The organism is Pseudomonas sp. XWY-1, from assembly GCF_002953115.1.
Taxonomy (GTDB): domain Bacteria; phylum Pseudomonadota; class Gammaproteobacteria; order Pseudomonadales; family Pseudomonadaceae; genus Aquipseudomonas; species Aquipseudomonas alloputida.
This window is the reverse complement of record NZ_CP026332.1, coordinates 2,124,101-2,145,080: the sequence shown is the minus strand read 5'-3', so window position 1 is coordinate 2,145,080 and position 20,980 is coordinate 2,124,101. Positions and strand designations below refer to the sequence as shown.

19 protein-coding genes and 2 pseudogenes are annotated in these 20,980 nt (G+C 61.4%); 6 read left to right on the top strand and 15 right to left on the bottom strand.

The window, feature by feature from the left end; genetic code table 11:
* Positions 1-331: 331 nt before the first annotated feature.
* The 4 genes and pseudogenes from PRJ_RS09980 to PRJ_RS09970 all read left to right on the top strand — a co-directional run bounded on the left by PRJ_RS09980 (position 332) and on the right by PRJ_RS09970 (position 3,962).
* A complete protein-coding gene (locus PRJ_RS09980; protein WP_104961276.1) occupies positions 332-1,093 on the top strand; it encodes an FAD-dependent oxidoreductase in 762 nt (253 codons plus the stop codon).
* A gap of 84 nt (positions 1,094-1,177) precedes the next feature.
* A pseudogene (locus tag PRJ_RS30670) lies at positions 1,178-2,425 on the top strand (HAMP domain-containing protein); the annotation flags it as partial.
* A 102-nt stretch (positions 2,426-2,527) separates the two neighbouring features.
* Positions 2,528-3,283 carry a methyl-accepting chemotaxis protein gene (locus PRJ_RS30665; RefSeq protein ID WP_371928151.1) on the top strand — a complete coding sequence of 252 codons (756 nt, stop codon included), beginning with the start codon at positions 2,528-2,530 and terminating at the stop codon, positions 3,281-3,283.
* A gap of 136 nt (positions 3,284-3,419) precedes the next feature.
* Positions 3,420-3,962, top strand: coding sequence for a TetR/AcrR family transcriptional regulator (locus PRJ_RS09970; protein WP_104961274.1), 543 nt, complete (start codon positions 3,420-3,422; stop codon positions 3,960-3,962).
* Between the two features lie 19 nt (positions 3,963-3,981).
* On the opposite strand, the gene PRJ_RS30660 is transcribed toward PRJ_RS09970, so the two are convergent.
* On the bottom strand, positions 3,982-4,758 hold the full coding sequence (locus PRJ_RS30660) for a methyl-accepting chemotaxis protein (protein WP_371928150.1): 777 nt from the start codon (positions 4,756-4,758) through the stop codon (positions 3,982-3,984).
* A gap of 93 nt (positions 4,759-4,851) precedes the next feature.
* Positions 4,852-5,025 (bottom strand): annotated as a pseudogene (locus tag PRJ_RS30655) (HAMP domain-containing protein); the annotation flags it as partial.
* 1,141 nt (positions 5,026-6,166) lie between these two features.
* Between PRJ_RS30655 and PRJ_RS09960 the strand changes: the two are divergent.
* Positions 6,167-7,054 carry a D-hexose-6-phosphate mutarotase gene (locus PRJ_RS09960; protein WP_104961272.1) on the top strand — a complete coding sequence of 296 codons (888 nt, stop codon included), beginning with the start codon at positions 6,167-6,169 and terminating at the stop codon, positions 7,052-7,054.
* 98 nt (positions 7,055-7,152) lie between these two features.
* On the top strand, positions 7,153-7,905 hold the full coding sequence (locus PRJ_RS09955; protein ID WP_104961271.1) for a GntR family transcriptional regulator: 753 nt from the start codon (positions 7,153-7,155) through the stop codon (positions 7,903-7,905).
* 45 nt (positions 7,906-7,950) lie between these two features.
* On the opposite strand, the gene PRJ_RS09950 is transcribed toward PRJ_RS09955, so the two are convergent.
* The 13 genes from PRJ_RS09950 to PRJ_RS09890 form a co-directional block, all read right to left on the bottom strand.
* Complete coding sequence (locus PRJ_RS09950; RefSeq protein ID WP_104961270.1) at positions 7,951-8,727, bottom strand: lysine/arginine/ornithine ABC transporter substrate-binding protein; 777 nt, start codon at positions 8,725-8,727, stop codon at positions 7,951-7,953.
* A 112-nt stretch (positions 8,728-8,839) separates the two neighbouring features.
* Positions 8,840-10,573, bottom strand: coding sequence for an L-arabinonate dehydratase (gene araD / locus PRJ_RS09945; RefSeq protein WP_104961269.1), 1,734 nt, complete (start codon positions 10,571-10,573; stop codon positions 8,840-8,842).
* A 26-nt stretch (positions 10,574-10,599) separates the two neighbouring features.
* On the bottom strand, positions 10,600-11,529 hold the full coding sequence (locus PRJ_RS09940; RefSeq protein ID WP_104961268.1) for an amidohydrolase: 930 nt from the start codon (positions 11,527-11,529) through the stop codon (positions 10,600-10,602).
* A 22-nt stretch (positions 11,530-11,551) separates the two neighbouring features.
* Entirely contained in the window at positions 11,552-12,508 is a 957-nt protein-coding gene (locus PRJ_RS09935; protein WP_256597951.1) for a Gfo/Idh/MocA family protein, read from the bottom strand.
* A gap of 146 nt (positions 12,509-12,654) precedes the next feature.
* Positions 12,655-14,004 (bottom strand): aspartate aminotransferase family protein, encoded by a 1,350-nt coding sequence (locus tag PRJ_RS09930; protein ID WP_104961266.1) that lies wholly within the window; start codon positions 14,002-14,004, stop codon positions 12,655-12,657.
* A gap of 72 nt (positions 14,005-14,076) precedes the next feature.
* Positions 14,077-15,156, bottom strand: coding sequence for a phosphotransferase (locus PRJ_RS09925; RefSeq protein WP_158682552.1), 1,080 nt, complete (start codon positions 15,154-15,156; stop codon positions 14,077-14,079).
* A gap of 60 nt (positions 15,157-15,216) precedes the next feature.
* Complete coding sequence (locus tag PRJ_RS09920; RefSeq protein ID WP_104961264.1) at positions 15,217-15,963, bottom strand: GntR family transcriptional regulator; 747 nt, start codon at positions 15,961-15,963, stop codon at positions 15,217-15,219.
* Positions 15,964-15,996: 33 nt separating this feature from the next.
* Positions 15,997-16,788: an amino acid ABC transporter ATP-binding protein gene (locus PRJ_RS09915; protein ID WP_274094584.1), complete on the bottom strand. Its 792-nt coding sequence runs from the start codon at positions 16,786-16,788 to the stop codon at positions 15,997-15,999.
* Between the two features lie 67 nt (positions 16,789-16,855).
* Positions 16,856-17,539, bottom strand: coding sequence for an ABC transporter permease (locus PRJ_RS09910; protein WP_104961262.1), 684 nt, complete (start codon positions 17,537-17,539; stop codon positions 16,856-16,858).
* Between the two features lie 2 nt (positions 17,540-17,541).
* Positions 17,542-18,252 carry an ABC transporter permease gene (locus PRJ_RS09905; protein ID WP_104962862.1) on the bottom strand — a complete coding sequence of 237 codons (711 nt, stop codon included), beginning with the start codon at positions 18,250-18,252 and terminating at the stop codon, positions 17,542-17,544.
* A gap of 70 nt (positions 18,253-18,322) precedes the next feature.
* On the bottom strand, positions 18,323-19,093 hold the full coding sequence (locus PRJ_RS09900; protein WP_104961261.1) for a lysine/arginine/ornithine ABC transporter substrate-binding protein: 771 nt from the start codon (positions 19,091-19,093) through the stop codon (positions 18,323-18,325).
* A 281-nt stretch (positions 19,094-19,374) separates the two neighbouring features.
* Positions 19,375-20,151 carry an alpha/beta fold hydrolase gene (locus tag PRJ_RS09895; RefSeq protein WP_104961260.1) on the bottom strand — a complete coding sequence of 259 codons (777 nt, stop codon included), beginning with the start codon at positions 20,149-20,151 and terminating at the stop codon, positions 19,375-19,377.
* Positions 20,151-20,966 carry an HpcH/HpaI aldolase/citrate lyase family protein gene (locus tag PRJ_RS09890; RefSeq protein WP_104961259.1) on the bottom strand — a complete coding sequence of 272 codons (816 nt, stop codon included), beginning with the start codon at positions 20,964-20,966 and terminating at the stop codon, positions 20,151-20,153. The genes PRJ_RS09895 and PRJ_RS09890 overlap by 1 nt, the downstream gene beginning before the upstream one ends.
* Positions 20,967-20,980 lie beyond the last annotated feature (14 nt).

The following is a 20,980-nucleotide window of genomic DNA, read 5'->3' as shown; positions in this document are numbered from 1 at the left end:
CTCGCATCGGGCCTGCGAGCTTTTGAAATCTAAGGGTTTACAGCTATCCCTGAAACAGGGATGGCCTTGATTCTGGACTCATTCTTCAAGGCTTGCAATCCCTTGAGTTGTGGACGAACGGTTCGTCACGTCGGCCTTTTGAAGATCGACACAACGTCGCAGAAATCATATTAACCAATGATCAGATTCCGCAGAATCCTGATCTGCGGCCAACGCAGCCATTCGCGACTAATCGGTTGGCGAATAGCTCTGCCTTGTTGGCAATGCCGTTCGAGTGCTCAGATAACACTCTTACTTTTGAGACAACTAACGCTAAGCACCTGATTTATAAATGAATAAATTTTGGCACCCGTATTGCTGCAAGGTGAATTACCATTTCTCCCCAAGGTGCTTTGCCATGGAAATACCCCGCCCTATTCCTGCAAATCTGGAGTCCCAGCAAGCGTGGTGGCAGTACGATATCGAGACTGCGAGAGGTCAGCCCTCCCCCGCGTTTAAGGGAGGGGCCAGATATGACGTCGTAGTCATCGGCGGTGGCTTCACCGGCCTTTGGACAGCGTTGACCCTCAAGCAGCGCAGGCCGCAGTTGCAGGTCGCGGTTCTTGAAGCCTTCCGCGTTGGAGATGGCGCAAGCACCCGCAATGGCGGAATCGTTCACGGGTACTGGCAGTCGCTAGCGTCCAACGTCAAGACGCTGGGCGTAGATGCCGCCCTTGACCTCGCTTATCTCGGAAGCCGGGCGCAGGATGCGTTTCGGGCTTACGCCAGCGCTTGCGATAACGATGTCGACTGGCGGGAAGCCGGCAACCTGCGCGTCTCGACCTGCCCCGCCCAGGAGCGGCAGCTCGCTGTGCACCGCCGCGACCATGCAGGTTGGCGTGACCCTGCCGAACTTCATGACCATGGAGATCTACCCGTACTTCAGCGACTCGCCGAAATACGTGCAAATCCTGAACAACGCCCCGGAAGATCGTATTGCCGACGGCAAGCTGGGCATCACCGCCGAACCTGGTCTGGGGGTCACCCTCGACCAGGCTGCCATCGCCCCCTTCCTCTGGGCCGAATGCAAAGCGCAGTAATTTCCCACCGTTGACGAAAAAGGCCGCGTTCGCGGCCTTTTTCATGCTCGCCAGCCATCACCCTAACAGAGCCCGCGGGGGCTCAGTGGAACACGCTCATGGAAGTTTTCAGCAGTCTTTCGATCAGAACACGCATCTGTCTTTTGGCCGGTCTCTGCATCACCGCCACCGTTGCCGCCTTGATCGGCAGCGCCTTGTATCTGTCCGATCGCTCGGTACTCATGGTCAAGCAGTCCAGTGAGCAAATGCTTCAGCAGGATGCACAAACCTACCTGAGCGAGGTCGGGCGCGCCCAGGCCAGGCAGACCCAGGCATTCTTTCTCCAGGCGACGGAGTTCGGCACGACATTGAGCCAGCAGCTCATGCTTGAACGCCAGAACCAGACGGCCAGGCAGTCGAGTGAGAGCCAGATCCGCGCCGATATCGGCCATGCCCTGGACATGCACGTGAAAGCGAATCCCCTGCCCTTCGGCGTGGGCGTGGCGCTACAACCGGCCGAGGGGGACAAGGCCTTCGTCGACAAAAGCGCCGAGGGAAACGAACGCGGCCGGTTCGCGGTTTACCACTCGACCCACATTCCTGGGTACACCATCCCCGAAAAGGAGATCATCGACGACGGCACGACTGCGACGTACTGGTATACCTGCGCCATCGAGCGTTCTGCTGTCTGTCTTACCAATCCCTACACCTACACGGATGCCTCGGGCGTCAGCACCTTGATGGCCACTGTCGCCGTGCCGCTGCGCACCACCGGACGTGCCGAAGGTGTGATGAGCGTCGACATCAGCCTGGCCAGCCTGCAAAGCCACGTCACAACCGCATCTCGCCAGCTGTATGGCGGCTACGGCAGGGTATTGCTGGTCAGCCCGGACGGCCAGGTGGCCGCCGATAGCCTTTCCGCAGATCACCTGGGCAAGCCCCTGGCAACGATCGATGCCGGCGTCGACGCGTTGCTGAAGGGTGAGCATGAGGCAGACAAGGCCAGGATCGTCAGCCAGGCGGACAGCATCTTTGCCGTGGCTCCCTTCCAGGCGCCCGACGGCACCTGGTGGACCTCGCTTGTCTCCGTCCCCATAAGCCACCTCCTGGAACCCTCCCAGGTGGGGCAACGACTGGACGACGTTTCCGCGCGCAGCATGCAGATCCAACTGCTGCTCGGTGGCTGCATTACCCTGGCCGCATTGCTGTTGATCGCCTGGTTGGGCCATTCGATCAGTCGACCGATCACGCGGGTCGCACTCGCACTCGATGAGATCGCCGACGGCGACGGAGACCTGACCCACAGGCTGAGACACCACCAGAACGATGAAATAGGCCGGCTTGTGATTGCGTTCAACCGCTTCCTGGACAAGTTGCAACCGGTCATTGCAGCGGTCACCCGCTCGGTGAACGACACACGGGCGACCGCGGACCAGGCCGCGTCCGTAGCGGCCTCGGGTCTATCCGGCATGCAACAGCAGTTCAGGGAAATCGACCTGGTCGCGACAGCCTCCCAGGAAATGACCGCCACGTCCCACGAAGTGGCTCAAAGTGCCGCCCAGGCCGCCAACGCCGTGGCGGATGTGGACGCAGCAACCCAGGAGGGACTGCGGGCCATCAGCCATACCAGCGACGTGATCGTCCAGCTCGCACGGCACCTCGACCAGGCGCAACAGGATGTCTCGGGGCTGGCGAGCAGCAGCGATGAAATCGGCGGGGTACTGGAGGTCATTCGCTCGATCGCCGAGCAGACCAACCTGCTGGCGCTCAACGCGGCGATCGAGGCAGCGCGGGCAGGAGAATCCGGCCGGGGGTTTGCCGTGGTGGCCGACGAGGTCCGTCATCTGGCCCGGCGCACCCAGGACTCCGTCAGCGAGATTCGTGTCGTGATCGAACAGTTGCAAGCAGGCACGCAGGTGGTGGTCAAGGCTATGCAGCGCAGCCATGCCCAGGCCACCAGCAGTGTCGAAGAGGTGAGACGGGCGAGCAAGGTGCTGGATGACATCAATGGTGCGGTGGCCGTGATCAATGACATGAACCTGCAGATCGCGAGTGCCGCTGAAGAACAGAGCGCTGTGTCCGAAGAGGTCAGCAAGACGGTAATCGCCATCAGGGACGTGACGAAGGAGTTGGCGACCCATTCGGAGCACGCCGCAACCATCGGCGCCAGCCTCAATGCGCTCGCCAACGACCAGCAGCGGCTGATGTCCGGTTTCCGCACATGACCACGTTAGCGACCAGACCCGAGACGGTACTGGGATTCGGCGCGGCGCCAAGCGTATTCAAGATCGGAATAAGGTGCTGACAACACCTGTCCCCTCCTTTCATTCGCGGGCCAGGCTCGCAACCGGAGCTTTCACAATGGCGCGCTGTGCAAATCGTCTCGTCTCCCGGTCTGCGCTCAAGGACGCCATCGTCGATGCAGCCTCGACATTACTCGCAAAAGAGGGTGTTGCTGGTCTGAGCTACCGGCGAGTCGCTAGTCAGGTAGGTATATCGCCAGGAACGATGACCTACCACTTCAAGGACATGTGCAAGCTCATTTCGGCAGCTTTGGCCAGACTGGCTGAGACTATCGAGGCATCCTGTATCGATACGCTGAAGGCAGCATCGAGTCGTACGGAAATGCACGAGTTCCTGGCTGATCTGATCACCACGAACACAGGCACATCGCTTGTGGCGTTCATGACGTTGCCTTTGAATGGCGGGTTCTGGGATGACGATCATGTTGCGATCATCCACGCGGTGTCCGAGAAAACCGTGAAGGCACTTCAAAAACATTTCGATGAGAAAACCGCGCGAGCCCTGATCGTGTTGCTCAAGGGCCTCAGCGTACGCGGTCGGCTCGCCACCGCCGGCTTAGATCGTTCAGAGGTTCTCGAATTCATCAAGAAAATATCCTGACTTGGCGACAGCTTCGGGATCAGCCCGGACCGGTAAGACGGAAGCACTGTGTGTTCTCCCTCAAGGCCTCACACCCTGCTTTCAACCTCAGTGCCACGGCATTCACTTCTGTCGCACTCAGCAGTATCTGCGACGAGGCTTCATCGACCAGCAGAATGTTCATGCTCACGGCTTCTGCAGTGTCCGCCTGCTCATCTGCCGCGACGGAAATCTGCTCAAGCATGTCACCTACCTGCTGCGATGCCCCGGCGATCAGATGCAACTGCTCTCCCAGTCGCACCACCTCAGCAGCGTCGTCCTTGGATTGCTCGCAGGCTGTTTGCAAGAAGCTCGCTGCAGCGCGTACACCCTCCTGAAGGTCGGCCACGGTATCACCGATTTCTGCAGTCGAGGCTTGGGTTTTCGCTGAAAGCTCACGGACCTGCTCGGCAACCACTGCAAATCCACGTCCATGTTCTCCAGCGCGAGCGGCCTCGATACTAGCGTTGAGCGCGAGGAGATTGGTCTGATCGGCAATGCTTTTGATTACCGTGACCACCATGTCGATCCGTTGGGTTTTCTCCTTCAAGGTTGCAAGCGCCGCGGTCGCTTCGTCCAGCCGTTCAGCCAACTGCTGGATACCTTGGGTTGTCTGAGCGCTGCGCTGATACCCTGCATCGGCCAGGGTGCGTGCCTTGCTGGAATGCTTGACGGCCACACCGCACGTCTGCGCGACACCTCTAGCCGTACTTGCCAGTTCGATTGCCGCGGCAGCGATCAAGGCTACCTGCTGGCGCTGGCTGTCTGCTGCGCTCACGGAGGCTCCGGCCTGATCATCCAGAATCGAAACGGTAGCGGTGACACCTTGGGTCTGTTGGTCGATCGCTTGTAGTGAGGTTCGCAACTGCTCTTGCGCCAAATTTAGCGCACTACCAATCACCGCCAACTCGTCTCTGCCCATGATGCTGACCCGCGCGCGGAGATCACCGGCACTAAGGGCATGAGCGACTTGGGTAATGGCAGCGGTGTTACGGCGGATGGACAGCTGAACACAGAGCACCACGTAAAGCGCCGCGAGCGCCATCAGGCTGAATAGGGACACCGCAACCATCGAGCCCTGCCAGGCACGCTGGTGGTATGCCTGGAGTCGAATGTCAAGATGACGTAGGGCGTCTGCCTGCAGACCGTCGGATAGACTAAGCGCCTCGGCCATCCGCTGGCTGATCGACAATGGCTCCAAAGACTTGACATCCCCACGGAAAAAATCGCGCTCCAGCTGTTTCACCTGTCGATCAAGTTGCGCCAGTGTGCTCAGCGTGGACTGCTGCCAGCGCTGTCCAATGACCAGGGCCATGTCCGGGTTGGAGGCCCTGTGATTCAGTGCCTCCAGCGTTGCTTGGGTAGCGGCAAGCGCATCCCTGAGTTGCGCACGCGTCAGCAGATTGAACCCGCCGGAACCGATGATCCCCTGCCCTACGCTCGCCAAACCGGTTAATTGCATCGTCAGTGCCGGTGCATCAGCAGTGACGATAGTGATCAGTTCGGAGGTGTCCATCCATGGGTCGCGACGCAAGCCGTTGGTAGCAGAGACAACCTCGATCAGGTTGCGCGCGGCCTGCAGGGAACGGGTCGCGACGTTGTGTGCGTCGGCCCACCAGCTCGCGAGCGCCTGCGCATCCTGACGAGCGGAGACCAATCGCTGGTGTTCGGTGTCCAGAAGTTTCACTTCAGCACTCAATGCGTCGGAGAAAGCGCCGGCCGGCTCCCCGGGCAGTTGAACAAGGAGCGCTCCAAGACTCTGCAAGCGTTCGTCCTGGCTGCGCAGCCACTGGTCCATATCCGACTGCGAGAGATCACCGCCACGAGCCGCTACATCGGTCGCTCGCCAGCGTGCCGCGAGGTTGCGTTCGAAGGCTGCCCGGCGCTGCTCGTCGGCCAGCATCGTCAGAAACGCAACACCACCGCGCTCGGTTTCGATACTGGTCAGCTCATCTTGATAACGGGCCCACAATGCCCAAAGTCCGTATGCCAGAGGAACCAGAAAAACCAACAGGAGGACCTGGAACTTGCGCGAGAACGACAGCCGTTCCATTCCCTGAACTCCCCATTGCAGCAGCTTCATCGATTCGCTCCAGTCTCACGTAAGGTTCTACACAATTCATTGTTATACTAATATATTGGTTAAGCCTGCAATTGAATTCAACACCCCCTCAAGGAGCCCATCCATGCCGACGGCCACAATTTCCCCCACCTTCGTGCAAGACTTTCGCGCCTGGCGCCTTCAGTCAGGTCATGCATTCGCCTTGGTCAGCGCCCAGGGGGCACAAGTGCTGGAATACGGCTTTGCTGGCGAACCTTCGATCATCTGGAACAACCCCCACGCCAACTTCACCAGAGGTCAACCGATTCGCGGCGGGGTGCCGATCTGCTGGCCCTGGTTCACGACGCTGGACAGCAATCCGCAACCCGTGCGGAACGATTGGCCCGGAGCGAACCAACCTTTCCACGGCCTGGTCAGGCAGGTCGACTGGTCACCGGAACACCTGCACACCACCGCCCGGAATGCCAGGCTCACACTCCGGGCCCCCGTCGACACCCATGGGCTGACCGCCCGCCTCCACATCACACTGGAACAAGCAGCACTCGAACTCCGCCTGGAAATCAGCAACGCGGGACCACGGGCAATCACCATGGCGGCAGCTCTGCACAGCTACTACGCGGTGAGCGACGTACGCGACGTGATGCTGCACGGCTTCGCCGGCGCGGATTATCAGGACAACCTGCTGGACCGTGCAGTGTTTCGGCAGACCTGCGAGCCACGTATCAGCGGACTGATCGAGCGGATGTATCAGGGGCTGGGGAAACGACTGGTGATAGAAGATGTTGCCTGGCAGCGACGGATCGTCATGGAGCCGCGTAACAGCCACAGTGCAGTGCTCTGGAACCCGGGGGAAGAACGGGCAGCGTCCCTGGATCAATTCGATCCGCAGGCATGGCCAGGCATGTTGTGCATCGAAACCACCCGGGTCCTGGACGATATGCTCACCGTTGAATCGGGCGGACAGGCTGATATGGGTGTGCGCATTTCCCGCGAAATGCTGGGTACTGATTGAACACCCAAGAAAACCTGCTGCATCTTGCCCTCACGGTATCGACACGCTTTCGCTAATATACGAGTACATCTTTCTCGCCCGCTCGTGGAGTCATCTCATTGAATGCCCCTGTTTTCCATCCCGAGTTACTCGACCACCGCCTGCCCAAGACAGCCCAGGTCTATGAGTTGCTGCGCTCGGCGATCATTTCCCTGCGCCTTCAACCAGGGGACGTGATCAGCGAAAAGGAGTTGTGTGCACAGCTGGATATCTCCCGGACACCCTTGCGTGAAGCGGTGCTGCAGCTGGCCAACCAGAAGCTGATCACCATCAAACCCAACTCCAGCACCAGCGTCAGCCTGATCAAGCTCAAGGACGTCATCGAAGGGCAGATCGTGCGCGAGAGCATCGAATACCGTACCGTGCGCCTGGCCGCACGCTTCTACGAGAAGGACCGCATCGACCCCTTCACCACCCTGCTGATGCGCCAGAAGTTCGCCTCGGAACATCGTAGCGTCGACGAGTTCTATGCACTCGACGAAGAGTTCCACCGGGTCATCTGCGAATGCTCCGGCTATCCCAACCTGTGGCGCCTGCTCAACGGCGCCAAAGGCCAGCTGGACCGGGTCCGACGCATGGCGTTCCCGGCACAGAACCAGTTCGCCGAAGTGATCGAGGAGCACGAGCGCATCGCCGACGCGATCCGCGCCAGCGACGAAGAGGCTGCCGTCGAGGCTATGCGCGTGCATATCGACAGCATCTACGAAACCCTCAAGGTGCTCTCGGTCAAGCACCCGAACTTCTTTGCCGAAGACTCGGCGACCATCACCAATTGCGACTCCCTCGAAGCCTTCAAGTACCTTTATGCCTGATGCGCGAACACCAGCCGGCTCGCACCGGCTGGCGTCTTCACACGATCAATAGATGGAGAACGGGAAGTACTTCTGGTTGATCTTCTCGTAGGTGCCATCGGCACGCAGCTCGGCGATGGCCTTGTTGAACTGCTCGCGTAGCGCAACATCACCCTGGCGCACGCCGACGCCCTTGCCGACCCCGAAGTATTTCTCGTTGACCACGTCACCACCGACGAAGGCGCAGCAGGCGCCATCCTTGGTCTTCATCCATACATAGAGCAGCGCGGCATCCGAGAACACGGCATCGATTCGACCGTTGGCCAGGTCCATCGCAGCATCATCGACCGTCTTGTACTGCTTGATATCGGAGTCCTTGTAGTTCTCCTCCAGGTAGTTGGACTGGGTGGTCGAGACCTGCACGCCAATGCTTTTGCCCGCTAGGTCGGCCGCACCGATGGCGCTCACCCCGCCGTCCTTGACCGTGATGAAGCGTGCTGGGGTGGCGTAGTACTTGTTGCTGAAATCGATCTTCTTCTTGCGCTCCTCGGTGATGTTCATCGAAGCGACGATGGCGTCGTACTTGCCGGCGATCAGACCAGGAATCATGCCGTCCCACTCCTGGGAAACGATCTCGCACTTGACCTTCATCCGCTCGCACATGGCGGTGGCGATATCCACATCGAAGCCGGTCAGCTTGCCCTTGTCCAGGTAACTGAAGGGTGGATAGGTCCCCTCCGTGGCGATACGGATCTCCCTGGCCTCCTCCGCCGATGCCAGGCCCGCCATGAGGCTTGAACCCAGGCCGAGGGCCACGAACAGAACACATTTAGCAAGTTTCATAGACACCACCTTATTTGCCGTACATTAATATATTTGTTTTGTTGCAACATACAGGCTATGGATCGAATGTTGGTCAGCTGTGGCGTTACTCCCGTAAAACAGTGGTTGGAATTCAGAAAATCGCTGGTTCACCGCTGGCTTCCCCGAATCCTGTCTCGAGGAAATCGAAGTCACAGCCCTTGTCCGCCTGGAGGATATGCTGCGCGAACATCCAGCCATAACCACGGCCGAAGCGCGGCGGCGGTGGCGGCAGGGCCGCGCGTCGTGCCGCCAGCTCCACGTCGCTCACCTGCAGCTCGATACTGCGGTTTTCCACGTCCACGCTGATCAGATCGCCGTTGCGCACCAACGCCAGGGTGCCGCCCACGTAACTTTCTGGTGCGACATGAAGGATGCAGGCACCATAACTGGTCCCGCTCATGCGCGAGTCGGAGATCCGCACCATGTCCCGTACGCCCTGTTTCACCAGCTTGCCGGGAATCGGCAGCATGCCCCACTCCGGCATGCCTGGGCCGCCTTGCGGGCCGGCGTTTCGCAGGATGAGGACATGGTCGGCGGTCACCTCGAAGTCGTCGCTGTCGATCACGGCCTTCAGAGCCGGATAGTCATCGAAAACAATCGCCGGCCCGGTGTGCTTGAGCAGGCGCGACTCCATGGCACATGGCTTGATCACACAGCCGTCGTTGGCCAGGTTGCCCTTGAGCACCGCCAGCGCGCCTTCGGCATAGATCGGGTTGTTCAGCGGACGGATCACATCCTCGTTGTAGACTTCGGCCTCGGCGATGTTCTGCCCGACTGTACGACCGTTGACCGTCATTTCATCGAGGGACAAATAGGTGCCGATGACCCGCATCAGCGCCGGCAGACCGCCTGCGTAGAAGAAGTCCTCCATCAGGTATCGGTCGCCACTGGGGCGCACATTGGCAATCACCGGCACGTAACGACTGACGGCATCCAGGTCGTCGAGGGTGAGGTCATGCCCTGCCCTGCGTGCCATCGCGATCAAGTGGATCACGGCATTGGTCGAGCAGCCCATGGCCATGGCCACGGCAATCGCATTGTCGTAGGCTCCGCGGCTCTGCACCCTCGCCGGGACCAGGTCCTCCCAGACCATCTCCACCGCACGGCGCCCGGCTTCGGCACACATACGGATATGGTTGACGTCCGCCGCTGGAATCGACGATGCCCCCGGTAGCGTCATGCCGATGGCCTCGGCGATCGCAGTCATGGTCGAAGCCGTACCCATGGTCATGCAGTGGCCATGACTACGGGCGATGCCGCCTTCGATGTCCTGCCAGTCCTTGTCGCTGATATTGCCAGCACGGCGTTCATCCCAGTATTTCCAGGCGTCGGAGCCGGAACCGAGAATCTTGCCTTTCCAGTTACCCCGCAGCATAGGCCCGGCAGGAACGTAGATCGCCGGCAGACCCGCGCTGGTGGCGCCCATCAGCAGGCCTGGAGTGGTCTTGTCGCAGCCGCCCATCAGCACCACGCCATCCACCGGATGGGAGCGGATCAGTTCTTCAGCTTCCATGGCCAGCATGTTGCGATAGAGCATGGTGGTCGGCTTGACGAAGTTCTCCGACAGCGACAGCGCCGGCAGTTCCACTGGAAAGCCCCCGGCCTGGAGGATGCCGCGCTTGACGTCATCGACCCGCGTCTTGAAGTGGGCATGGCACGGATTGATATCCGACCAGGTGTTGAGAATGGCGATCACGGGCTTCCCCGCCCAGTCGGCGGGGGCATAGCCCATCTGCATGATCCGCGAGCGGTGACCGAAGCCGCGCAGGTTATCGGGCGCGAACCAGCGTGCGCTTCTCAGGTCTTCGGCTTTCTTCTTGTTCATGGTTGTCGTCCGTCAGGCGCATGGCTTCACGCCGGGTTGTTGAATCCGTAAAGGTCGGCCGGGTTGTCCACCAGGATCCTGGCGAACAGTGCGTCGTCCTCCAGCCACTGGGCCAGGCGTTGCAGGGCCACTCCGTCGTCGATCTCGCGGAACATCGACACCGGCCCCCGAGTGATATCGCCCACGCCGCCCAACGGGTGCGGCCAGTTCGACCCCCACAGCAAGCGCTCCGGCGCCGCCGCCAGCAGCCCGCGTAGCAGTGGCGCGACCTCGTCCAGCGATGGCTGCTCCGAAACCAGATAGGGCGCCGATACCTTCACATGGCAATCACCGCTGCCGAGCAGTCCGAGCAACGCCTTGAAGCCCTCGCTCTTGATCCCGGCACTCGCATGCACCCCGGCGAAATGATCGAGCACCAGGGGCACGTCCAGTTGTCGTAGCTCACGACGCAGGCTCTGGATCACCTCGATGGGTGCGAATACCTGGATATGCCAATCGAACTGGGCAGCCACTTCGTTGGCATGCCGGAGTGCACGCAGTGCCGCCGGGGCATCCGCCGCAGCGGCCGCCAAGTTCAGGCGAATACCGCGAATGCCGGAACGTGCCAGGGTTTCCAGTTCAGCGAGCGAGGTGTTTGGGTCGATCACCGCCACGCCCCGCGCGCCGCTGCCGAGCTGGGCGATGGCGTCCAGGGTGCAGCGGTTGTCGGTTCCGTAGACGCTGGGTTGCACCACCACTACGCGCTCCAGGCCGAGGATGCATTGATGCTCCATCAAGTCCTCGACCAATGCCGGCGCCGGCGTATAGGGTCGTGACGGCGAGTATGGAAAGCGCTCGGTGGGACCGAAGACATGGACATGACAGTCACAGGCCCCGGCCGGAATGGTGATCGCGGGACGCTGGTGCACGACCCGCAGGATGCTGACGCGGGTGTCGCGGGAAGGATGCTCGGCCATCGCGGTTGTCCTCGAATGATGACTAAGGAAGTGGGTACTGTTCGATCCGCTGCAACAGGCGCATCGCAGGCAATACTGAACGTGCCGGGACCAGTGGTTCCCGCCCCTCGCGCACCGCGGCGACGAAGTCCCTGGCGACCTGGGCGTTGTTGTCCTGTTCGCTGTCCACCTCCAGTCGCTGAGTTCCCTGTTGCAGCGTGGCGCCGAGGATGTCCAGGCGATAGGTCTCGCGATCGGTGACGACGAAGACGTCGAAAATCCGCTGCGTCGAGTTGTAGGAGCCGGTGCAGACCATTGCCTGGCGGCTGTCCGTGTGCATCAGCAGGGCCAGCTCCATGGGAATTCCGGTGACCGGATCGGCGGCAGGCATCGATGCGTTCAGGCTGGTCACCCGCGCAGCGGCGGCAGCGGGGTCGCCGTTGCCGGTGAGCCACAGGGCGACATCCACCAGATGCGCACCGTGATGCCAGAGCAGGTTGTCGGTCCAGCAACGCTTGAGTCCGGTGGAACCGATGTTTTCCCGGCGATGCAGGAACAACCGCGACTGCACTTGCAGCACGGTTTCTGCGCCGGACTGCAGGCGCTCCAGTAGCTGACGGTGCTCACGCCGGAAACGCATGGGGTGGACCACGCCGACAGTCAGGCCCAGGCGCGTGGCCGTGTCGACGATGCGTTCGCAATCGTCCAGATTCAGCGCCAGCGGGATCTCCACCAGCACATGCTTGCCCTGCTCCAGCGCCGCCAGGGCCATTTCCGCGTGGCTCTGGCTGGGCCCGGCGATGATGACGATGTCGATTTCCGGCGAGCGCAGCGCTTCGCGGTAGTCCACGTACCAATGGCGATAACCATACTCACGGGCGAAGGCTTCAGTGGCGTCGGGCTCGCGGCCGACCAGGCTATGCAGCACGCAGTCGACATCTCGCAGACTCTGCGAATGCCAGGTGCCCATCATGCCGTGGCCGATCATGCAGATATTCAATGTGTGCTCCTTGAGCGCGAAGTGGCAGATCCTGGCCGCGTTACGGTCCTTCGCGAGCAAGCTCGCTCCCAGGTCCGGACAGTTTTGCGTGGAACCATCCGGAAAGCGGGCTTGCTCGCGAAGGACCGCAACGCGGCCCGGCTTGCTTAACCCTGGATCGCGGCCATGGTCTGAGCGAAGGTTTCCAGCAACTGGTCCGCCTGGGCCTGCTTGAAGCACAACAGCGGACGGATCTTCAGCGAGTTCTCACCCACGCCGGTGGTGCTGATCAGCACCTTGCGCTCGCGCAGGCCGCTGACTACCCGGGAGGTCAGTGCTGCATCCGGCGCCTTGCTCTCGGGATCGGTAACGAACTCGACCGCGTGATACAGGCCAGCACCGCGTACATCGCCAATCTGCGGATATTCCCGGGCGATGCTCTTGAAACCGTCCAGCAGGTAGTTGCCCAGGTCGTGGCAGTTCTGCTGCAGGCCTTCGTCACGAATCACATCCAGCACTGCCTGAGCCGCGGAGATGCACACTGCGTTACCGCCGAAGGTGTTGAAATAGCGTACTTTCGGCCCGAAATCAGCGAGGAGTTCCGGCTTGACCGCAACGCCCGCGATCGGCAGGCCATTGCCCATGGGTTTACCCATGACCACCAGGTCCGGCTGGATGCCGTGGCGCTGATAGCCCCAGAAGTTCAGGCCGGTACGGGCGAAGCCGGGCTGGACTTCGTCGGCGATGTACAGGCCGCCATGCTTGTGCACCACCTCGATGGCTTTCTTCAGCATGCCGGGAGTGCCGGGCAGGAGGCCATCGGTGGAGAAGATGCTGTCGGCGATGAAGCCGGCGAAGCGGATGCCATGGCGCTGCATGTCGGCAATGGCGGCTTCGATCTCCGCCGCCAGGCGTTCGCCTACATCTACTCCAGGCTCGGCATGGTAGGCATCCGGGGCGCGTACGGTGCGCACATGCTGGTCCACCGGCACATATTTGCCCATGGTGGTGGAGATGGCCGCCACGGTGGTGGTGATGCCGTGGTAGGCGAAGTCGGTGACGATGATGCCGGTCCCGCCGGTATGGAACTTGGCGATGCGCAGGGCCAGGTCCACCGCTTCGGAACCGGTGCAGGTGTACATGACACTGCCGATGCCGCCGCCGAAGGTGTCCACCAGTTGCTCGGTGTAGTCGAGGATCTTCTCGTCCATGTAGCGGGTGTGGGTGTTGAGGGTTGCCAACTGACGGGAGACCGCCTCTACCACCCGCGGATGACAGTGCCCTACGGACGGCACGTTGTTGTAGCAGTCCAGGTACTGCTCGCCGTTGGGGCCATACATATAGGCGCCTTCGGCCCGCACGAACTCTACCGGGTGCTGGTACATCAGCTTGTAGCACGGGCCCAGCAGACGCTGGCGGCGCTCGACCACCGCTTGCTCGTGGGCATTCAGGGTCGGCAACAGGGCCAGGTCGAAGCCGTTCTGCATACCGGCAGTGGCGGAATAGTTCTCAGACATCTCAACCTCCAGAAAAACACTTGTTATAGGGCCGTGACGGCCTGGATTCCGGGTAATGCGAAGCGCGGTGCTTCAGGCGCGCCATTCGATCGCGCTGGCGGCGAGCCCGCGTTCGCCGAACAGCATTTGCTCGACTCGTTGGCGTGGCATGGTCCGCAGTTGCTCGAACTGGGTCCAGGTACGCGGGGTGTTGCGCAGGATGTAGTCGCGGTTTTCCGGGAAACGGCTGGCACGCCATTCGGTCAGGGTCAGGCGCAGGGCCATGCGCACCATCAGCAAGTCATGGAAGATCGCCAGTTCGTCATCACTGAGCGGCGTGACCGACTGGTAGCCCTCGATGAAGGCCCGCGGCGCTTCGAGCAGTTGCTCGCCATCACCCAGCGCATAGGCCACCGCCACCACAACATCGTTGACCAGCGCGGTGCGGACCATGTCACCGAAATCGAGGAGTGCGGCCACCCGTGATGGGTCCTGCGGATCGACCAGTGCGTTGTCGGAGTTCAAGTCGTTGTGCACCACCTGCCGACGCAAGCCTGCCAGCACCGGCTTGGCATGACTCACGTAGCGCTCCAGCGCCTCTTCGACCCAGGCCCGATGGACCGGCTCGAACACGTCGAACATCGGCCGCAGGCGTTCCGCGTGCTGGATATCCCAGAGCAGCATGTGATCAGCCGACGGATGCTCGAAGTCGCGCAGGGCCACACCCAGACGAGCCAGCTCCACCCCCAGGTTGAACTGCTGCTCCAGCGACACCGGAGCGTGGCGCAGCAAGGTGCCCTCCAGGTAGCTGACCATGCGCACGATGCGGGTCTGCCCCTCGAACTCCAGCGCCAGTTCGCTCCTGCCATCCAGCGCACGAATCACCCGCTGCACATGCAGGCCGGGATCACGTTGCTCAACATGCAGTAGCGCCGCGCTCTGGAAATTGGCCAGCATCCGGTCTTCCGCCGGGTGGGCGATCTTCAGCACATAGGCACCGTCGGTGCCTTGCAGGTGGAAGTTGTGGTCACGCTCGCTGATAAGCCGTTTTACCGCGCTGGCCTCGACCCCGAAGTACCTGGCAGCGATCTGTCTGGCCTGCTCGCTGCCGATCTCCCCCGCTTCGGTGGTCAGGCTGGCATGGCTGTCGCCCGGCTTGTGCTCATTGCTCATGGAGGAAATCCTCATTTTTGAAATACTAATATATTAGTTGCTCGAAAAAAAACAAGCGCCTCAACGCACGCGATTGCTGAGTTGCTGCAGTCCCTGTGTGCCCTCCTGGGCCAGGCCTTCGATGAACAGCCCGCGTTGATCCTTCACCAGATGTTCCAGCGACTCGAAGATACTGTTGACATGCAGGGTCATCAGCCGCTCGGCGCTTTCCTCGTCATGAGCGCGTATCGCCTGATACAGCTGGCGATGTTCATCGATCACCTCGTCGAAATGCTCCTGTACCGGAAACGCCAGGCGCCTGACCCGGTCCAGCGGCCCCATGGCGCCCTGCATCACCTGCCACAGGTGCGCATAGCCGGCACACTCGCAGATCAGCCGATGGAAGGCCTCGTCCAAGGCATAGAACTCGTTGCACTCCATCCGCTCGTAGGCCTTCTGCTTGCGCAGGAACAGGGTCTCGAATTCATCCTCGTAGCGGGGCTTGAAGAACCTCGCTGCCAGTCGCACGCAGCGAGCCTCCAGGGTTTCACGCACCAGTTGGCCTTCCAGCACATCCCGCAGCCGGATCGCGCTGACATAGGTCCCCGCATTGGGTCGCACCACCAGCATCTGCTCGCCAACCAGACGCAGGATCGCTTCGCGAACCGGTGTGCGCGACACACCCAATGCTTCACAGATGTCCTTTTCGCCGAGCACGTCGCCAGGCGTGTACTGCAAGCCGATGATGGCCGCGCGCAGCAGGTGATAGACCTGGGCCGCCTTCGGCTTGCCCTGGTCGATCATGTCCTGATGAAAGATGCCTCGCATACCCTGCCCCGCTCCGCACGCCGTTGCGCTCGATCAGTGCAGGATCTGGCTGAGGAACTGCCGCGCCCGCTCACTCTTCGGTGCCTGGAAGAACTCGTCCGGCGCCGCCTGTTCGACGATCTGCCCGCGGTCCATGAAGATCACCCGATCTGCTGCCTGACGGGCGAAGCCCATCTCATGGGTTACGCAGAGCAGCGTGATACCGCTCTCCGCCAGCCCCAGCACCACGTCCAGCACTTCCTTGACCATTTCCGGGTCGAGTGCCGAGGTGGGTTCATCCAGCAACATGATCTGCGGGTTCATGCACAGCGCCCGGGCGATCGCCACCCGCTGCTGCTGGCCACCGGACAGCTGGCTGGGGTAATGCCCGGCCTTGGCCGCCATGCCTACGCGCTCCAACAGGGCTTGAGCCTGCTCCATAGCCTGGGCCTTGGTCTTCTTCAGCACCCGCATGGGTGCCAGCATGCAGTTTTCCAGCGCGGTGAGATGGGGAAACAGGTGGAAGCCCTGGAACACCATGCCGGTCTCCTTGCGCACGGTGTCCACGCCGCTGCCATTGGTACCGATCTCGGTGCCATTCACGATCAGCTTGCCCTCCTGGTATTCCTCCAGGCCATTGATGCAGCGAATGAGGGTCGACTTGCCACTGCCGGACGGGCCGCACACGACGATACGCTCGCCCTTGCGCACCTCCAGGTCGATGCCGTTGAGCACGGCGAAGTCGGCGTACCACTTTTTCAGGTCGCGCATCACCACCACGGGTTGCCCGGTCGCCGCTTTCTTCGCGAGCGTGCTGCCCGCCTCGACCTGTTGTTCTGCGCCCATGCTTCGCGCCTCCGCTTGGTTGTTCGGGTTATTGTCGATAGGGAGTGATCGCATCATCGCGCGGCCCTCAATGAATGATGTGTCGGGTAATGCGGGCGCTGATCCAACCACACAGCCGGCGGATAGTTTCCACCAGGCTCAGGTAGAGCACGGCCGCCCAGAGGTAGACCTGGAAGTCGAAAGAGCGCGAGAACGCCAGGCTGGTCGTGCCCATCAGTTCAGGTACAGCGATGACACTGGCGATGGCCGACGACTTGAGCATCAGGATCAGCTCGTTGCTCAGCGGACGCAGGGCCACGACGAAGGCCTGCGGTACGATCACGTCCTTGATGCCGGAGAGCCGCGACAGTCCCAGCGCATGGGCGACTTCCCATTGTCCACGGGGCACCGCCTGCACGGCACCACGCCAGATCTCGGCCTGGTAGGCGGCGGTGTTGAGGGTGAAGGTCAGCACGGTGCACCAGTAGGCATCGCGGAAGAACCACCACACGCCCAGTTCCTGCAACTCGGGACGCAACTGGCCGGCGCCGTAGTAGACCAGGAAGGTCTGTGCCAACAGCGGCGTGCCGCGAAACAGATAGGTGTAGCAGAACGCCAGGCGACGCAACCAGCCGATGCGGCTCATCCGCGCCGCCGCCAGCGGCAACGACAAGACCGCACCAAGCGCCACCGACAGCAGGACGATCTTCAGGGTCATGCCCAGGCCGGCGAGCATCCTCGGGCCGTAGGTCGAAAGCAGTTCCAGTTCCATGCTCAACTCCGCACGTAGAATCGGTTGGCGCGCTTCTCCATCAGGTGCAGCACCTGGCCGGACACGATGGAAAACAGCAGGTAGATGCTGCAGGCCACGGCGTAGAAGAAGAACGGTTCCTTGGTGTTGCTGACGGCCAGGTAGGTCTGGCGCATCAGGTCGGTCAGGGCGATCACCGAGAGCAGCGATGTCTCCTTGAGCAACACCAGCCAGAGGTTGCCAAGGCCAGGCAAGGCGATGCGCCACAGCTGCGGTGCAGTGACGAAGCGAAACATGTCGACCCGTGACAGCCCCAGGGCAAAGGCCGCCTCGCGCTGGCCCTTGGCGATGGCCTTGATGGCGGTCAGAAAGACTTCGCTGGAGAAGGCACCGAAGACCAGACCCAGCGCCAGCATGCCGGCGAAGAAGCCGTTGACCTGGAAGGCCTTGAAGCCCATAGCCTCGGAAGCCTCCTTGACCAGCAACTGGACGCCGTAATAGATGATGAAGATCGTCAGCAGCTCCGGCAGGCCGCGGAACACGGTGACGAACACCGTAGCCGAGCGGCTCACGGCGCGACGCTTGCTGTCCATGCACAACCCCAGGGTCAGGCCCAGCGCGAGGCCAAGGGGCAAGGTCGCCAGGGCCAACTGCAGGGTGAGCGCAGCGCCGGAGAGCAATGCAGAGCCCCAGCCCTCGGGTGAAAAAGAAAGGAGTTGCAGGTATTCACTCATAATCAGGCCCATCCCCATGCGCAGCGCATGGGGCTATCAACAGGTTGAGAGGCGCGGTAGCACCGCGTTCTTAATAGATAGCGAAGGGGAAATACTTTTGGTTGATGCGCTGGTAGGTGCCATCGGCCAACAGCGACTTGATCGCCGTGTCCAGCTCTACCCGCAAGGCCTGATCTTCCTTGCGTACGCCGATGCCCTTGCCGACACCGAAGTACTTGTCATCGCGCACTTCCTGCCCGACGAAATCGCAGCATGCGCCGATGCTGGTCTGCAGCCAGGGGTAGAGAATCGCCGAGTCGGAAAACACCGCATCCAGGCGGCCGTTGGAGAGGTCCATCGCCGCGTCGTCCACGGTCTTGTAGACTTTGATCTCAGAGTCCTTGTAGAAGTCCTCAAGGTAGCTGCCCTGGGTGGTGGAGCCTTGCACGCCGATGACCTTGCCGGCCATGCCGGCTACCGAGGTGTCGGTGATACCGGCATTTTTCTCGGCGATAAAGCGCGCCGGCGTCGCGTAGTACTTGTCGGTGAAATCGATTTTCTGCTTGCGCTCCTCGGTAATGGCCATGGACGCGACGACAGCGTCGTACTTGCCGGACATCAGTCCTGGAATCATGCCATCCCAGCCTTGGGAAACGATTTCGCAGCGCGCCTGGATCCGTTCGCAGAGCGCCTTGGCGATGTCGACATCGAAACCGCTCAACTGACCGTTTTCCAGGTAACTGAAAGGAGGATAAGTGCCCTCGGTAGCGATGCGCAGTGATTTCTGCTCAGCGTGCGCACCCGCACCAAACAGGGTGCTCAAGGCTAGAGCCACACAGGCGAGGTATTTCGAGCTGTTCATTGTTGGTTTTCCTCGAATTCCGGTATTCCTGCATACCAATATATTGGTATGCGAATGACGATAACAGGATTTGGCAGCTTATCAAGGGTGTATCAGGTTTCTTTTTTGGAATGGGGAACAGCGGTTTTATGCCGTGACAGGGCCCTCTGAACACGTTCCTGGAACAAGACATGACGCTTTGATTTACGCGGACCTTGTGGGAGCGGGTTTACCAGCGATAGCGGTAGTGAGCCCTCTCTCGTAATCGCGGATAAACCAGCCCACAGTGTCCGCTCCGTCCTTCAGCACCTTTCTGCGCGAGCCAACAGCCAGGTCTCGATGACACGCGCCAGCTCCGCAGGCGCCTCACGCATCGGATAGTGACCGACTGCCGGCAGAATCTCCAGCCGGGCCGTCGGCAACCAGCGCATCAGCGTGTCGTTCATCGAGGCCACGGTGCAACCCGGGTCGCGTTCGCCCACCAGTACCAGCGTGGGCACCCTCACCCCCTTCACTGCCTCGGCGAAATCATCACCGCTCCAGGACTCAAGGTACCGGCTCATCGCTTCCACCCAGGTAGTGCGCAGGCTCAGTTGCAGCATGCCGCGCAGCCATTCCTCGTCCTGGCAATGCCCGACGTTGGCCGAGATCAGCAACTGACGCGCCAGCGGCTCGTGCAAGGCTTCGCCCAGCAAGGCCCTGCGCTCCGGGGAAAGCGTCGCGCCACTAGCGGGTACCGAGGCCAGCAGCACCACCGACACCAGACGCTCGGCAGCATGGGCCTGGAGCCATTGCGCTGCCATGCCAGCCATGGAATGGCCGACCACGCTGAAGTGCGACCAGTCCAGCAGGTCGGCCAGGTCCAGCATATCCCGGGCGATCTGCTCCACGGTGAATGGCCCTGGCGCCTCGCGCCGCGCGCCATAGCCGCGACAATCCATGAAGGCATAGGTGAAGCGCTCAGGGTCAAGCCAGCCGTGCAACGGATCGAACAGCGCGGCACCGGCCATCCAGCCGTGCACCACGATCACCTTGTGCGGCCCGTGGCCGAACTGGTGCACGGCCTCCAGCAGGCTCATCAGTACTGGCTCCCGACCTGCTGTCCCGTTCCGGCCAGATCGCCAAGTCCGCTGCGCACCTGTTTCAGGGCAGCCCCGGCTGCGTTGGTCAACATGCGCACGTCATTGGCCAGGGTGACCATATCGAAGCCCCACTGCAGCGCCCGCAACGCATAGGCCGGCGAACCACAATGCAGCGCAGCCTTGATGCCATGGGCATTGGCGGTGGAGAGAATATGCTGGATGGCCTCGAGGATTTCCGGCTCCTCGCGGTCGAAGCCGGTGGGATAACGCATGCCGGTCAGGCCGATGGTCAGGTCCGCCGGGCCGATGTACAGCCCGTCCAGGCCCGGGGTCGCAGCGATTTCGGCGAGGTTGTCCAACGCCTCGCGGGTCTCGATCATGGCGAAGCAGAGCATGTTGTCATTGGCTTCGCGGCCATAGTCGGCGCCGGCGGAAATGCTCGCCCGGGTCGGCCCGAAACTGCGCACCCCGGCCGGCGGGTAGCGCATGTAGGAGACCAGCCGCGCCGCCTGTTCCGCCGTGTTGATCATCGGGCAAACCACTCCGTAGGCCCCGGCATCCAGGGCTTTCATGATGCTCGCCGGCTCCAGCCAGGGCACCCGCACCATTGGTGTCACGCCACTGGCGCGCAAAGCCTGGAGCATGCCAACGGCAGTCTGATAGTCCACCACACCGTGCTGCAGGTCGATAGTCAGTGCGTCATAGCCCTGCTCGGCCATCAGTTCACTGACGAACGCACAGGGAATTGACAGGAAACCGTTGACCACCGGCTGACCGTCGCGCCAGAGCGCCTTGATCTTGTTGGGCTGCATAGTCCGTACCTCTC

Coding starts and splice junctions, on each gene's coding strand:
- PRJ_RS09980 (WP_104961276.1), top strand. CDS start 332: ATGAATAAATTTTGGCACCCGTATTGCTGCAAGGTGAATTACCATTTC.
- PRJ_RS09900 (WP_104961261.1), bottom strand. CDS start 19,093: ATGAACAGCTCGAAATACCTCGCCTGTGTGGCTCTAGCCTTGAGCACC.
- PRJ_RS09890 (WP_104961259.1), bottom strand. CDS start 20,966: ATGCAGCCCAACAAGATCAAGGCGCTCTGGCGCGACGGTCAGCCGGTG.
- PRJ_RS09930 (WP_104961266.1), bottom strand. CDS start 14,004: ATGTCTGAGAACTATTCCGCCACTGCCGGTATGCAGAACGGCTTCGAC.
- PRJ_RS30665 (WP_371928151.1), top strand. CDS start 2,528: ATGCAACAGCAGTTCAGGGAAATCGACCTGGTCGCGACAGCCTCCCAG.
- PRJ_RS09970 (WP_104961274.1), top strand. CDS start 3,420: ATGGCGCGCTGTGCAAATCGTCTCGTCTCCCGGTCTGCGCTCAAGGAC.
- PRJ_RS09910 (WP_104961262.1), bottom strand. CDS start 17,539: ATGGAACTGGAACTGCTTTCGACCTACGGCCCGAGGATGCTCGCCGGC.
- araD (WP_104961269.1), bottom strand. CDS start 10,573: ATGAACAAGAAGAAAGCCGAAGACCTGAGAAGCGCACGCTGGTTCGCG.
- PRJ_RS09960 (WP_104961272.1), top strand. CDS start 6,167: ATGCCGACGGCCACAATTTCCCCCACCTTCGTGCAAGACTTTCGCGCC.
- PRJ_RS09905 (WP_104962862.1), bottom strand. CDS start 18,252: ATGAGTGAATACCTGCAACTCCTTTCTTTTTCACCCGAGGGCTGGGGC.
- PRJ_RS09915 (WP_274094584.1), bottom strand. CDS start 16,788: ATGGGCGCAGAACAACAGGTCGAGGCGGGCAGCACGCTCGCGAAGAAA.
- PRJ_RS09920 (WP_104961264.1), bottom strand. CDS start 15,963: ATGCGAGGCATCTTTCATCAGGACATGATCGACCAGGGCAAGCCGAAG.
- PRJ_RS09940 (WP_104961268.1), bottom strand. CDS start 11,529: ATGGCCGAGCATCCTTCCCGCGACACCCGCGTCAGCATCCTGCGGGTC.
- PRJ_RS09950 (WP_104961270.1), bottom strand. CDS start 8,727: ATGAAACTTGCTAAATGTGTTCTGTTCGTGGCCCTCGGCCTGGGTTCA.
- PRJ_RS09895 (WP_104961260.1), bottom strand. CDS start 20,151: ATGAGCCTGCTGGAGGCCGTGCACCAGTTCGGCCACGGGCCGCACAAG.
- PRJ_RS09925 (WP_158682552.1), bottom strand. CDS start 15,156: ATGAGCAATGAGCACAAGCCGGGCGACAGCCATGCCAGCCTGACCACC.